Annotated in this window: 14 protein-coding genes and 4 tRNA genes; 9 read left to right on the forward strand and 9 right to left on the reverse strand. The window is 58.7% G+C overall.

Going from position 1 to position 13588, the window contains the following annotated elements; translation table 11 throughout:
- Window positions 1-198: 198 nt before the first annotated feature.
- Both LOY52_RS22805 and LOY52_RS22810 read right to left on the reverse strand, forming a co-directional pair.
- Window positions 199-555 (reverse strand): BON domain-containing protein, encoded by a 357-nt coding sequence (locus LOY52_RS22805; protein WP_007963876.1) that lies wholly within the window; start codon window positions 553-555, stop codon window positions 199-201.
- 295 nt (window positions 556-850) lie between these two features.
- On the reverse strand, window positions 851-1288 hold the full coding sequence (locus LOY52_RS22810; protein WP_258676049.1) for a pilin: 438 nt from the start codon (window positions 1286-1288) through the stop codon (window positions 851-853).
- 228 nt (window positions 1289-1516) lie between these two features.
- Between LOY52_RS22810 and pilB the strand changes: the two genes are divergently transcribed.
- The 5 genes from pilB to yacG are packed head-to-tail and all read left to right on the forward strand — an operon-like array spanning window position 1517 to window position 6128.
- The gene (gene pilB, locus LOY52_RS22815) at window positions 1517-3217 is read left to right on the forward strand and encodes a type IV-A pilus assembly ATPase PilB (protein WP_258676050.1); all 1701 of its coding nucleotides are present in this window, start codon (window positions 1517-1519) and stop codon (window positions 3215-3217) included.
- A gap of 2 nt (window positions 3218-3219) precedes the next feature.
- A complete protein-coding gene (locus LOY52_RS22820; RefSeq protein ID WP_258676051.1) occupies window positions 3220-4437 on the forward strand; it encodes a type II secretion system F family protein in 1218 nt (405 codons plus the stop codon).
- Between the two features lies 1 nt (window position 4438).
- On the forward strand, window positions 4439-5311 hold the full coding sequence (locus LOY52_RS22825) for an A24 family peptidase (RefSeq protein WP_258676052.1): 873 nt from the start codon (window positions 4439-4441) through the stop codon (window positions 5309-5311).
- Window positions 5308-5931 (forward strand): dephospho-CoA kinase, encoded by a 624-nt coding sequence (coaE, locus tag LOY52_RS22830; RefSeq protein WP_258676053.1) that lies wholly within the window; start codon window positions 5308-5310, stop codon window positions 5929-5931. The genes LOY52_RS22825 and coaE overlap by 4 nt, the downstream gene beginning before the upstream one ends.
- A complete protein-coding gene (gene yacG, locus LOY52_RS22835; RefSeq protein WP_007963861.1) occupies window positions 5928-6128 on the forward strand; it encodes a DNA gyrase inhibitor YacG in 201 nt (66 codons plus the stop codon). The genes coaE and yacG overlap by 4 nt, the downstream gene beginning before the upstream one ends.
- 6 nt (window positions 6129-6134) lie before the next feature.
- Here the strand turns inward: yacG and LOY52_RS22840 are convergent, their stop codons facing one another.
- Window positions 6135-6350: a hypothetical protein gene (locus LOY52_RS22840; protein ID WP_003228298.1), complete on the reverse strand. Its 216-nt coding sequence runs from the start codon at window positions 6348-6350 to the stop codon at window positions 6135-6137.
- 65 nt (window positions 6351-6415) lie between these two features.
- The gene (locus LOY52_RS22845) at window positions 6416-7105 is read right to left on the reverse strand and encodes an energy-coupling factor ABC transporter permease (RefSeq protein WP_258676054.1); all 690 of its coding nucleotides are present in this window, start codon (window positions 7103-7105) and stop codon (window positions 6416-6418) included.
- 196 nt (window positions 7106-7301) lie between these two features.
- On the opposite strand from LOY52_RS22845, the gene LOY52_RS22850 reads away from it, so the two are divergent.
- The 4 genes from LOY52_RS22850 to LOY52_RS22865 all read left to right on the forward strand — a co-directional run bounded on the left by LOY52_RS22850 (window position 7302) and on the right by LOY52_RS22865 (window position 10039).
- Window positions 7302-7928: a DUF1780 domain-containing protein gene (locus LOY52_RS22850; RefSeq protein ID WP_003228301.1), complete on the forward strand. Its 627-nt coding sequence runs from the start codon at window positions 7302-7304 to the stop codon at window positions 7926-7928.
- Window positions 7925-8452 (forward strand): MOSC domain-containing protein, encoded by a 528-nt coding sequence (locus LOY52_RS22855; protein ID WP_258676055.1) that lies wholly within the window; start codon window positions 7925-7927, stop codon window positions 8450-8452. The genes LOY52_RS22850 and LOY52_RS22855 overlap by 4 nt, the downstream gene beginning before the upstream one ends.
- Before the next feature lie 51 nt (window positions 8453-8503).
- Window positions 8504-8677 carry a DUF3094 family protein gene (locus tag LOY52_RS22860; RefSeq protein WP_003228304.1) on the forward strand — a complete coding sequence of 58 codons (174 nt, stop codon included), beginning with the start codon at window positions 8504-8506 and terminating at the stop codon, window positions 8675-8677.
- 63 nt (window positions 8678-8740) lie between these two features.
- Entirely contained in the window at window positions 8741-10039 is a 1299-nt protein-coding gene (locus tag LOY52_RS22865; protein WP_258676056.1) for an NAD(P)/FAD-dependent oxidoreductase, read from the forward strand.
- A gap of 172 nt (window positions 10040-10211) precedes the next feature.
- Here the strand turns inward: LOY52_RS22865 and LOY52_RS22870 are convergent.
- The 5 genes from LOY52_RS22870 to clpB form a co-directional block, all read right to left on the reverse strand.
- Window positions 10212-10288: transfer RNA gene (locus LOY52_RS22870), tRNA-Pro, on the reverse strand.
- A 97-nt stretch (window positions 10289-10385) separates the two neighbouring features.
- Window positions 10386-10461 (reverse strand) — tRNA-Lys (locus LOY52_RS22875).
- 5 nt (window positions 10462-10466) lie between these two features.
- Window positions 10467-10543: transfer RNA gene (locus LOY52_RS22880), tRNA-Pro, on the reverse strand.
- Between the two features lie 9 nt (window positions 10544-10552).
- Window positions 10553-10628, reverse strand: a tRNA-Asn gene (locus tag LOY52_RS22885).
- Window positions 10629-10925: 297 nt separating this feature from the next.
- Window positions 10926-13490 (reverse strand): ATP-dependent chaperone ClpB, encoded by a 2565-nt coding sequence (gene clpB / locus LOY52_RS22890; protein WP_007963856.1) that lies wholly within the window; start codon window positions 13488-13490, stop codon window positions 10926-10928.
- Window positions 13491-13588: the final 98 nt, after the last annotated feature.

Raw genomic sequence — 13588 nt, forward strand, 5'->3', positions numbered from 1 at the left:
GGGAAATGCATTCCACTGTAGGAGCTGCCGAAGGCTGCGATCTTTTGCTTTAACCAAATAGAACAGGCCCCGACACAAGTGCCGGGGCCTGTAATGGTCACATCCGTGTGACCGTTCGCATGAACTCTAAAGTTGCGGCAGACGTATTGCTCGGCCCGTCTGTCGCGCCTTCTCCCGGTCCAGGCGAGAAGTCATGCCTTATTCGGCTTTCAGGCCATCAGCGGAGACCGCTTTGACGCCTTTGATTTTCTTGGTGATGTTCACAGCGGTGGTTTTCTGAGCTTCGGTGACAGCGACGTCAGAAGACAGGGAAACCACACCTTTGTTGGTTTCAACTTTGATGTCGGTACCAGGAATGCCTTTTTCGGTTACCAGGTCGCTTTTGACTTTGGTAGTGATCCAGGTATCGGAAGTAGCTTCTTTAGCCTTGGTCATTTCACCAGCAGCCAGAGTCATTGGAGCCTGAGTAGCCTGGGTGGATTGTGCAAAGGCACCGGAAGCCATGGTCAGGGTCAGCGCGGTAGCAGCAGCGGCAGTGATAGCGAACTTCTTCATACGAGTAACTCCTGTTTTTCTGGAAAGTCTGCTGGTTGTCTTGTCAGCAGGGTTACCGGGTATATTGCGAAGGCTGTGCCAACTTTTCGAAAGACAATAAACCCTTGTAAATCAATGATTTACGAATTAAGCAAATTTTCGGAATCATGCAATTTGCATGACAAGTGCATTATCGACATGCAAGTTGCGGCTTTTCGGAAAGTTCCTAACACGCTGAAATTCTTGAAGCTTTTCCAGCATCAAAAGACAAAAAAATGCCCCGCAAAGCGAGGCATTTGCCAATCAGGCCATCGCATCAAGTGCCGCTGGCGGTGCAGCCTTTAGGCGAATAATCCGCGTTAACAGTAGTGGCACAGGTCCACACACCAGAGGTATTACCCGTAGCAGCGCCCGAACGAGTAAGCGTGATGGTTTTGCCCAGTACCGGACCCGGAGCGTTGAGCAGCGTACAGCTGATGCTGCCCGCCCCCGTCGCCGCTGTGCCTGTAACCGCGACCGTACAGTTGGAGGTGGTGGCTGTACCGCCATTCACATTGTTTATATCCGGAGCGGTACCTTGATTGATGGTGTCCTCGAACGGCACCTTCATCGCACTGATCTCCGCCAGCCCCGCAGTCACTTTTGATCGCGCCTGATACTTCGAATACTGCGGCAGGGCAATCGTCGCCAGAATCCCGATGATCGCCACCACGATCAGCAGCTCGATCAGAGTGAAACCTTTTTGGTTGTTCATAGACAGGCTCTCCATGCATGAGTCGGAATCTCATGATCTGCAAAGGGCTCAGCATAGGCCGTGCCAACCGCTTGCAGACCCCGTGCGCTCGGCATAAAGGCGCCGTGTCGCGCTTTCCTACAACCGCCAACCGCACTATCTGACACTTTTTGTCACCTGTACCGGGCGTGTTTGGCGCTGTCACTTGACTAGGCTATAAGTCATGAACTGTCAGCATCCGGAATCCCCATGAATGACATCGCTCTGAGCGGTCTGGCCAAGCAATTGGTACAGGCCGAACTGCTTACGGAAAAAAGCGCCCAGCAGGCCTGGCAACAGGCACAGCGCAATCGGCTGTCGCTGGTCAGCTACCTGGTGCAGAACAAACTGGTGAAGAGCTCACAGGTGGCCGAGATCGCTTCCGAGCATTTCGGCATGGCCTTCATGGACCTCAATTGCCTCGACAAGGAAACCCAGCCCAAAGGCCTGGTCAGTGAAAAACTGGTGCGCCAGCACCACGCCCTGCCCTTGTGGCGGCGTGGCAACAAACTGTTCGTGGGCATTTCCGATCCGAGCAATCATCAGGCGATCAATGACATCCAGTTCAGCACCGGGCTGAGCACCGAAGCCATTCTGGTGGAGGACGACAAGCTCACTGATGCCATCGAGAAATTCTTCGACACTCACGCCAGTGGTCTCGAAGACATGGCCGACGTCGATCTCGACGGCGTGGATGTCGAGTCCGTCGACGACAGCCGCCAGGACGCCATTGGCGGCCTCGACGCCGACGACGCGCCGGTCGTGCGCTTCGTGCACAAGATGCTGCTCGACGCGATCAAGAGTGGCTCGTCGGACCTGCACTTCGAACCCTACGAGAAAAATTTCCGGGTGCGGGTGCGCACCGACGGCATCCTGCGCGAGGTGGCCAAACCGCCGATCCAGTTGGCCGGGCGAATCGCCGCACGCCTGAAAGTCATGGCCAGCCTGGACATCTCGGAACGCCGCAAACCCCAGGACGGGCGGATCAAGATGCGCCTGTCGAAGACCAAGTCGATCGACTTCCGGGTCAACACCTTGCCGACCCTGTGGGGTGAGAAAGTGGTGATCCGGATCCTCGATCCGTCCAGCGCGCAGATCGGCATCGATGCATTGGGTTACGAACCGGCGCAGAAAGAACTGTACATGGCCGCGCTCAAGCAGCCTCAAGGGATGATTCTGGTAACCGGGCCTACGGGTTCGGGGAAAACCGTATCGCTGTACACCGGCCTGAATATTCTCAACACCGTCGACATCAACATTTCCACCGCCGAAGACCCGGTGGAAATCAACATGGAAGGCATCAACCAGGTCAACGTCAATCCGAAACAGGGGCTGGATTTTGCTCAGGCCCTGCGTTCGTTTCTGCGTCAGGACCCGGACGTGATCATGGTCGGCGAGATCCGTGACCTGGAAACCGCCGAAATCGCGATCAAGGCGGCGCAGACCGGCCACCTGGTGCTGTCCACGCTGCACACCAACAGTGCCGCTGAGACTCTGACCCGCCTGCACAACATGGGCATCCCCGGGTTCAACATCGCCACCTCGGTCAGTCTGATCATCGCCCAGCGCCTGGCGCGCAAGCTGTGCAGTCACTGCAAGAAACCGATCGAGATCCCCCGCGAAACGCTGATCAAGGAAGGTTTCCCGCCGGAACAGATCGGCAGTTTCACGATCTATGAGCCGGTCGGTTGCGACCTGTGCAACGGCGGCTACAAGGGACGCGTGGGGATTTACGAAGTGGTGAAAAACACCCCTGATCTGCAACGGCTGATCATGGCCGAAGGCAACTCGCTGGAGATCGACAGCCAGATGCGTCGCGACGGCTTCGACGACCTGCGCACCTCCGGCCTGCGCAAGGCCATGCAAGGCATCACCAGCCTGGAAGAAATCAACCGGGTCACCAAGGACTGAACATGGCGGTCAAGGCAGCGAAAATCAGTATCTACGCCTGGGAAGGCACGGATCGCAAAGGCAGCAAGGTCACGGGCGAGTTGAGCGGGCAGAACCCCGCGCTGATCAAGGCCCAACTGCGCAAACAGGGGATCAACCCGGGCAAGGTACGGAAGAAATCCACCTCTTTGCTCAGCCTCGGCAAACGCATCAAGGCCCAGGACATCGCCCTGTTCACCCGGCAGATGGCAACCATGATGAAGGCCGGCGTACCACTGTTGCAGTCGTTCGACATCATTGGCGAAGGCTTCGATAACCCGGCGATGCGCAAACTGGTAGACGAGGTGAAGCAAGAGGTGGCCGCCGGCAACAGCTTCGCTGCGGCCCTGCGCAAGAAGCCGCAGTATTTCGATGAGCTGTATTGCAACCTGGTGGATGCCGGCGAGCAATCCGGCGCCCTCGATACGTTGCTCGAACGGATCGCGACCTATAAGGAAAAAAGCGAAGCGCTCAAGGCCAAGATCAAGAAAGCCCTGACCTACCCCAGCGCCGTGGTGCTGGTGGCAATGGTCGTTACCGGGATTCTGCTGGTAAAAGTGGTGCCGCAGTTTCAGTCGGTATTTTCCGGTTTCGGCGCTGAATTGCCGGCCTTCACCCTGATGGTGATCAGTATCTCGGAGTTCATGCAGCAATGGTGGTGGGCAGTGCTGGGTGCGCTGATTGCTGCAGTGTTCGGCATCCGCCATGCGCTGAAGAAATCCCAGGCATTGCGCGACCGCAAGGACACCTGGCTGCTGAAGCTGCCGCTGGTGGGCACGCTGATGTACAAGTCGGCGGTGGCACGATTCGCCCGCACCCTGTCGACCACCTTCGCCGCAGGCGTGCCATTGGTGGAGGCACTGGATTCGGTGGCAGGCGCCACCGGTAACGTGGTGTTCAAACGCGCGGTGCTGCGCATCCGTCAGGACGTCGCCACCGGTATGCAGCTGAATTTCTCGATGCGCAGCACCGGCGTCTTCCCCAACATGGCGGTGCAGATGACCGCCATCGGTGAGGAATCGGGCGCGCTGGATGACATGCTCGACAAGGTCGCCGGTTTTTATGAAGAGGAAGTGGATAACATGGTCGACAACCTCACCAGCCTGATGGAGCCGTTCGTCATGGTGGTACTCGGGGTCATCGTCGGCGGGCTGGTCGTGGCCATGTACCTGCCGATCTTCCAGCTTGGCTCAGCGATCTGACATGCCTATCGACGAACTCTTCAGTCTGTATCCGCTGGCCTTTGTGTGCACCGCCCTGCTGTTGGGTCTGGTGGTCGGCAGTTTTCTCAACGTACTGGTCTGGCGGCTGCCAAAAATGCTCGAGCGCGACTGGCGCCAGCAAGCCCAGGATGTCCTCGGTCTGCCGAGCGAAACACCACTGCCGACCTACAACCTGATGCTGCCGCACTCCCAGTGCCCACACTGCGGCCACCGGATTCGGGCTTGGGAAAACATTCCGCTGCTCAGTTACCTGGTGCTGCGCGGACGCTGTTCGGCGTGTGCCGCGCCCATCAGCAAACGTTATCCTCTGACCGAACTGGCCTGCGGCCTGCTTTCGGCATTCGTCGCCTGGCATCTGGGTTTCGGCTGGCCGGCCGGCCTGTTGATCGTCCTTACCTGGGGGCTGCTGGCGATGAGCCTGATCGACACCGAACATCAACTGCTGCCCGATGTGCTGGTGTTGCCATTATTGTGGCTGGGACTGATCGTCAACAGTTTCGGGATGTTCGTCTCGCTGCACGCGGCGCTGTGGGGCGCGGTGGCCGGCTACATGGCGCTGTGGTCGGTGTTCTGGCTGTTCAAGCTGCTGACCGGCAAGGACGGCATCGGCCACGGCGATTTCAAGCTGCTGGCGCTGCTCGGGGCCTGGGGCGGCTGGCAGATTCTGCCGCTGACGATTCTGCTGTCGTCGCTGGTGGGGGCGATTGTCGGAGTGATTCTGCTGCGTCTGCGTGAGCAGAAAACCTCGACGCCGATGCCCTTCGGCCCGTATCTGGCAATTGCCGGCTGGATTGCCTTGCTCTGGGGTGGTCAAATAACCGACTTCTATTGGCAGTTTGTCGGTTTGAAATGAATACCCCTGTGGAAAAACCCTGGATTCTCGGCCTGACCGGCGGCATCGGCAGCGGTAAAAGCGCCGCGGCCCAGCACTTCATCGATCTCGGGATCCATGTGGTCGACGCCGACCACGCGGCGCGCTGGGTGGTCGAGCCGGGGCGTCCGGCACTGGCGAAAATTGCCGAACACTTCGGCCCCGGCGTCCTGCAAGCCGATGGCACGCTGGACCGTGCGGCCCTGCGCAAGTTGATCTTTGAAGTGCCGGAAGAACGCCGCTGGCTCGAAGCCTTGCTGCATCCATTGATCGCCGAGGAAATCGCTCACCATCTGGCGCTGGCAAAATCGCCTTATGCGATTCTGGTGTCGCCGCTGCTGATCGAATCCGGGCAATACGCGATGACCCAGCGCATCCTGGTGATCGACGCCCCGCAACAACTGCAGATCGAACGCACCTTGCAGCGCGATCAGACCAGCGAACAACAGGTCCAGGCGATCCTCAAGGCCCAGTCCAGCCGCGAGGATCGCGTGAGCCGTGCCGACGATGTGGTGGTCAACGACCGCGACCTCGCCTGGTTGCACAGCGAAGTCGAGCGCCTGCATCACTTTTACCTGACTTTATCCGGAGGCCAAGCATGAGCCCAATCCCAACCGTTGACTGCCCAACCTGCGGCGCCCCCGTGGAATTCACCCCAGAGAACAAATTCCGCCCGTTCTGCTCCGATCGCTGCAAGCTGATCGACCTCGGCGCCTGGGCGTCCGAAGAGCACAAGATTCCGGTCGCCCCGGATGCCGAAGACGAAATGTTCTCCGGCGATTTCGACCCGCGTCACTGATCGCGATCAGGGCCGCATGAAGCCGTAGTCCTGATCGTCGTCGAGGTTTTCCGCGAGAAAGCGCAACTCGTCGGCCAGGTCTTCGGCGTTGCGCACCGTCTTGCTCTGCTGCACCACCGCGCTGAGCAAGGCGCGCAAACTCAGGCCCGGATCGAAGCCCACCTCCAGCGCCATGTCCAGACTCTGCCGCGTCTCCTGCCTCGCCCACTCGTAAACACTCATGCCGCTGCTCCTGAAGGAATTTGGCCGAGCATGAAATGCCGCGCGGGGGGCGGATTTGATGTGGATCAAGACTTGGGATCGTCGTCCTTCCAGGGCGCCGAAAGGTAGCGGGTGCGGTTAAAGGTTTCCAACCACTCGGGACTGAACACCACCAGCGCGCTGATCACCATGCCGTTGATAAAGGCTTCCGGGAAAATCAGCAGCCACAGGTAGCCGATGAAATCTTCCAGCCATTCCGGCATGGCAAACAGGCCGTCGTACCAGAGCAGGCCCAGACTCAGCGTCAGACACAGCAATGCGGACAACGCTGCGGCAAAAAAACCGGAACAGAAGATATACACAAACGGATTACGCGGCTGGGCGCGCTCGACCACCATCGCCACACACTCGGTGATCAACACCGGCAACAGGATCAGCAACGTACCGTTGACTCCGACCGCCGACAGATCCTGACGCCCGAGCAGCACCAGCCCGAGCTGCGCCACCAGCCCGCCGATGATTGCCAGCGGCCAGTCGAGCAGCAGCGTCACGGCGGTCATGCCAATGAAGTGATAAGAAACCCCGGTGTCGAAATCCCTGCGTACCATCCACAGCAGAAACAAGGCGAACACGGTGCCGAACAGCAGATGCTGACGACGACTGTCGCTGAACAACTCGACCCACGGTGCACGGCAGATCGCCCACAACAGCACCGGCAGATAAATTAACCAGCCGAGTGTCAGGCTCGTCGAGGACAGCAGTTCTGCACCGATCATCTCTCCCTCACTTTTATCAGGAAACTCCCACATCCCCTGCAGGAGCTGCCGCAGGCTGCGATCTGTTGATCTTGCTCTTTGACAGTCAAAAGATCGCAGCCTTCGGCAGCTCCTACAAGCGCTCAACGTGCGACCTGTCAGCATCAGCCGATGCAAAGCTTTCTGCTTGTCGCATTTGAACGCTAAGCTTGGGCCTATGGATGACTCAGATTACCTACGCCTGCTGACCATTGCGGCCGAGCAAGCCAACGCGTTCCTGTCCAATGCCCGCAAATGGGAGCGTGAGCGTTGGGTCTGCCAGCGCCTGCTGCAAGGCTTGAACATCCCTTACCGCGCCGATGAGTTCGCCCCCGCTGGCGAGCCGCCAGACGTGCTGTTTCGTGATGCCAATTTCGAAGTGTTCTTCGTTCTCGATGAGGGCCGCCGACTCAACGACGAATGGCGCGATGAACTGCAACGCCGGCGCAGTGCGTTTTCCCTCAGCCAACTGGTGCGCCGTGAAGCCAAGCCACGGCGGATCCCGGCAAATGAGTTCTTGCTGCGACTGGCGCCGACCTTGCGTAAAAAAGCGCACAACTACAAGGAACGCGGCATGGACCTGGGCGAACTGGACATCATCGCCTTCGCCAGCCTCAAACGCGAGGTGCTGGACCTGAACAGCCACTTTCCACCGCCCACCGAGTATCTGCGTCAGGGTTGGCGCTCGCTGTCGCTGGTCGGCCCGACGTTCGCCCGGGTGCTGTTCGCCCATCCTGATGCGCCGGACTTTCTGCGCAGCAACCTCGGTCGCAGCATCGTCTTCGATGTCGGGATCAGCCTGTGACGCCAATGCAGCAGTTGATCGCCGACGTGCCGCAGACCGGCCGCGTGCGCTGGATCGGCGTACGCCCCGAGTCTCGCGGGCCGATGATCGAACTCGACGCCGTGGAAGCGCGACTGGAGGCCGGGCTGACCGGCGATCACGCCCGCTCGGGCGTGCGTAACGCGCGGCAGGTGACGTTGATTCAGTTCGAACACCTGGCCGTGATCAGCGCGCTGATGGGTCGACCTGAAGATCAACCCGTGAGGCCTGAAGACCTGCGGCGCAATCTGGTGATCAGCGGCATCAATCTGTTTAGTCTGAAAGGTCGGCGCTTTCGCATCGGTCAGGCCATATTCGAGACCACCGGTTGGTGTCAGCCCTGCGCGCGCCTGCAAAACAACCTTGGCCCCGGCACCTTTCAAGCGGTGCGCGGGCATGGCGGAATTACCGCGCGGGTGTTACAAAGCGGGATCATTCGCCTCGACGACGGTGTGTCTGTCGAACCGGTTCCGGACAGCGGCTATGCTGCGTTCAACCCCGGTTGAAAACCGCTGTAGCTTCTGCACATTCAGCAACGTCTACCTGACGAGGCCTTTATGACCAGCCGCCTGAACCCCGAAGACCAAAAGCATGTCGAAGAGTACCTGCAACTGTCCCAACACCGTGTCGAGCGCCGGCCTTTTCGGCCGTGGATGCTCCTGGTGCTGGTGCTGGCAGTGACCATTGGTCTGGGCCTGCTGAGCCGACTTATCAGTTACCTGACGCTATGAGCAGCATTGCGCTCGCGAAGGTGATTGCACCGATTTCCTTTAAAAACCTTGCGAGTGATCCCTATGTCCCATCGTATTGTTATTGTCGGCGGCGGCGCCGGCGGTCTGGAGTTGGCTACCCGTCTGGGTAAGACTCTGGGCAAGCGCGGCACGGCCAGTGTGATGCTGGTCGACGCGAACCTCACGCACATCTGGAAGCCCCTGCTGCACGAAGTGGCCGCCGGATCGCTGAATTCTTCCGAAGACGAACTCAACTATGTTGCCCAGGCGAAATGGAACCACTTCGAGTTCCAGCTGGGGCGCATGAGCGGGCTTGATCGCGCGCAGAAGAAAATCCAGCTGGCCGCCACCTACGACGAGAACGGCGTGGAACTGGTTCCCGCGCGTGAAGTGGCCTACGACTCGCTGGTGATCAGCGTCGGCAGCACCACCAACGATTTCGGCACCCAGGGCGCAGCGCAGCACTGCCTGTTCCTCGACACCCGCAAACAGGCCGAGCGCTTCCACCAGCAGTTGCTCAACCACTACCTGCGCGCGCATGCCGGGCAGACCGATGTAGTCGAGCAGATCAGCGTGGCGATCGTCGGTGCCGGCGCCACGGGCGTCGAGCTGGCGGCAGAACTGCACAACGCGGCGCACGAGCTGGCGGCCTATGGTCTGGACCGGATCAAACCGGAAAACATGCACATCACTCTGATCGAAGCCGGTCCTCGGGTGTTGCCAGCCCTGCCAGAGCGCATCAGCGGCCCGGTACACAAGACCTTGGAGAAACTCGGGGTCAATGTGATGACCAACGCTTCGGTCAGTGAAGTGACCGCTGACAGCCTGATCACTGCCGACGGCAACGAGATCAAGGCCAGCCTGAAAGTCTGGGCGGCCGGGATTCGCGCGCCGGGTTTCCTCAAGGACATCGACGGTCTGGAAACCAACCGCATCAATCAACTGCAAGTGCTGCCGACCTTGCAGACCACCCGCGACGAAAACATTTTCGCCTTCGGTGACTGCGCCGCGTGCCCGCAGCCGGGTTCGGATCGCAACGTGCCGCCGCGTGCGCAAGCCGCGCACCAACAGGCATCGTTGCTGGCCAAGTCGCTGAAGCTGCGCATCGAGGGCAAAACCCTGCCGGAGTACAAGTACACCGACTACGGTTCGCTGATTTCGCTGTCGCGTTTTTCGGCTGTGGGTAACTTGATGGGTAACCTGACCGGCAGTGTGATGCTGGAGGGCTGGCTGGCGCGGATGTTTTACGTGTCGCTGTACCGCATGCACCAGATGGCACTGTACGGACCGTTCCGCACGGCGATGCTGATGCTGGGCAGCAAGATCGGTCGCGGCACCGAGCCACGCCTGAAGCTGCATTGATCTAAAACTGTGGGAGCGAGCTTGCTCGCGAAGAGGCTGTGTCATTCAACATTCATGTCGACTGATACACCTCTTTCGCGAGCAAGCTCGCTCCCACATTTTTTTGCGGTGCGGCGAAGTTTTTCATGGGCAAAAAAAATCCCCGTATCTTTCGATACGAGGATTTTTAATATGGTCGGGGTAAGGGGATTCGAACTCCTGACATCCTGCTCCCAAAGCAGGCGCGCTACCGGACTGCGCTATACCCCGGTAAAAAAAAGGCGACCTATCAAAGATCGCCTTCTTCGATCAGCGCTTTTGGCCTCTGATCTTAAGATTCGATCCCAGCGTTAACTGGTTTCAAAAATGGTGGGTCGTGTGGGATTCGAACCTACGACCAATTGGTTAAAAGCCAACTGCTCTACCAACTGAGCTAACGACCCAAAAATGGTCGGGGTAAGGGGATTCGAACTCCTGACATCCTGCTCCCAAAGCAGGCGCGCTACCGGACTGCGCTATACCCCGGTTTGAAATTGGCTCCGTGACCAGGACTCGAACCTGGGACCCAATGATTAACAGTCATTTGCTCTACCGACTGAGCTATCACGGAACTACATATTTCAATTTACAACGGTGAAACCTGAAGCTTCTCGACATCGTTTTCGCATCGCTGCGTTCGTGTGTCTGAGGCGCGCTATTCTACAACCTAGAACACCTCTGTCAACCCCCTAAATTGCTTTCAAGTTAATGATTTGCAACTTATTTCAGTTTTCAACCCAGTGGGTTGAAACGCTGCCGGTGACTGACTGCGGGGCGCACTTTACAAGCCTTTTCCTTAGAGTTCAACAGCCTAACGAAAAAAAGGCCTCGCAAAGCGAGGCCTTCCTTATTTCATTGGCGTTGAGGCTCAGTCGAAAACGATTTCGTCGTTGACCACTTTGCCGGTCGCCGTGTCGCCTGGCAGGAAATGCCCCGACAGGATCAACTGCGCCAACGGGTTTTCGATCCAGCGCTGGATCGCACGTTTGAGAGGACGTGCGCCATAAACCGGGTCGTAACCAACGGCAATCAGCTTGTCCATCGCTTCCGGACTCAGCTCAAGCTTCAGCTCGCGCTCGGCCAGACGACTGCGCAGACGGCCCAACTGGATCTCGGTAATGCCCGCGATCTGGTCCCGCGCCAAAGGCTCGAAGATCACCACTTCGTCGACCCGGTTGATGAACTCGGGACGGAAGTGCGACGTCAGCGCGTCCATCACCGCTGCACGCTGCGCCTCACGATCACCGACCAGTTCCTGGATCTGCGACGAACCGAGGTTCGAGGTCATGACGATCACGGTATTGCGGAAATCCACCGTGCGTCCGTGGCTGTCGGTCAGCCGTCCATCCTCAAGCACTTGCAGCAGGATGTTGAACACGTCCGGATGCGCCTTCTCGACCTCGTCCAGCAGGATCACCGAGTAAGGCTTGCGGCGCACCGCTTCGGTCAGGTAACCGCCCTCCTCGTAACCCACGTAGCCTGGTGGTGCCCCGATCAGCCGCGCCACGGAATGTTTCTCCATGAACTCGGACATGTCGATCCGCACCATCGCCTCCTCCGTATCGAAGAGGAATTCGGCCAGCGCCTTGCACAGCTCGGTTTTACCGACACCGGTCGGGCCGAGGAACATGAACGAGCCGCTTGGACGATTCGGATCCGCCAGCCCGGCACGCGAGCGCCGTACCGCGTTGGCGACCGCGACCACCGCCTCGTCCTGACCAATTACACGCTGATGCAACAGGCTTTCCATCTTCATCAGCTTGTCGCGCTCGCCTTCGAGCATTTTCGACACCGGAATACCGGTCCACTTCGAAACGACTTCGGCGATTTCCTCTTCGGTCACCTTGCTGCGCAGCAACTGGTTTTCGCTCTTGCCGTGCTGGTCGACCATTTGCAGGCTGCGCTCCAGATCCGGGATCACCCCGTACTGCAATTCGGCCATGCGGTTGAGGTCGCCTTTACGGCGCGCCGCTTCCAGTTCCTGACGCGACTGCTCGATCTTCTGCTGAATCTGCGCCGAACCCTGTACCTCGGCTTTTTCCGAGTTCCAGATTTCTTCCAGATCCGAATATTCACGCTCGAGGCGGACAATTTCTTCCTGGAGTTTTTCCAGGCGTTTCATCGCTGCTTCATCGCTTTCTTTCTTCAGTGCCTGAGATTCAACCTTGAGCTGAATCAGGCGACGTTCCAGACGATCCAGCACTTCCGGCTTGGAGTCGATCTCCATGCGGATACGGCTGGCGGCCTCGTCGATCAGGTCGATGGCCTTGTCCGGCAACTGCCGATCCGTGATGTAGCGATGGCTGAGCTTGGCCGCGGCGATGATCGCGCCGTCGGTGATCGCCACTTTATGGTGAACCTCATAACGCTCCTTGAGGCCACGCAGAATGGCGATGGTGTCTTCTTCGCTCGGCTCGTCCACCAGGACTTTCTGGAAACGCCGTTCGAGGGCCGCATCCTTCTCTATATATTGGCGATACTCGTTGAGCGTGGTAGCGCCGACGCAGTGCAGCTCACCGCGCGCCAGTGCCGGTTTGAGCATGTTGCCGGCATCCATCGAGCCTTCGCCCTTGCCGGCGCCGACCATGGTGTGCAGCTCGTCGATGAACAGAATGATCTGCCCTTCCTGCTTCGACAGCTCATTGAGCAGCGCTTTCAGGCGTTCTTCGAACTCACCGCGATACTTGGCACCGGCAATCAGTGCGCCCATGTCCAGCGACAGCAGACGCTTACCTTTAAGGCCGTCCGGCACTTCGCCGTTGATGATGCGCTGGGCCAAACCTTCGGCAATCGCGGTTTTACCCACGCCAGGTTCACCGATCAGCACCGGGTTGTTCTTGGTGCGACGCTGCAGAACCTGAATGGTGCGGCGAATTTCGTCGTCACGGCCGATCACCGGATCGAGCTTGCCGTCTTCGGCGCGCTTGGTCAGGTCGACGGTGTATTTGTCCAGCGCCTGACGCGACTCTTCGTGGTTGGCGTCATTCACCGCCTCACCACCGCGCAGGTTATTGATCGCGTTCTCCAAAGCTTTCTTGCTCACGCCCTGGCCGAGCAGCAGTTTGCCGAGCTTGCTGTTCTCGTCCATCGCGGCGAGCAGCACCAGCTCGCTGGAAATGAACTGGTCGCCCTTCTGCTGGGCCAGGCGATCGGCCTGATTGAGCAGACGCGCCAGATCCTGCGACATGTTGACGTCGCCGGTCGGGTTCTGGATTTTCGGTAATTGATCGAGCTCTTTGGTCAGCTCTTTGCGCAGGCTGTTGACGTCGAAGCCGACTTGCATCAACAAGGGTTTGATCGAACCACCCTGCTGTTCAAGCATGGCTTGCATCAAATGCGCCGGCTCGATGGCGGGATGATCGTGGCCAACGGCCAGGGATTGGGCGTCGGACAACGCCAACTGTAATTTGCTGGTTAAACGGTCTATACGCATGGGGTCACCTTCCTTTTGAGCAGGCCGGACCTAAAAACCATCCTGAATAAAGAAACCTGCCAGATACCACTGTAGATGCGGTCGATTCTGGGAGATTC

Source organism: Pseudomonas sp. B21-051 (assembly GCF_024748795.1).
GTDB classification, from domain to species: domain Bacteria; phylum Pseudomonadota; class Gammaproteobacteria; order Pseudomonadales; family Pseudomonadaceae; genus Aquipseudomonas; species Aquipseudomonas putida_A.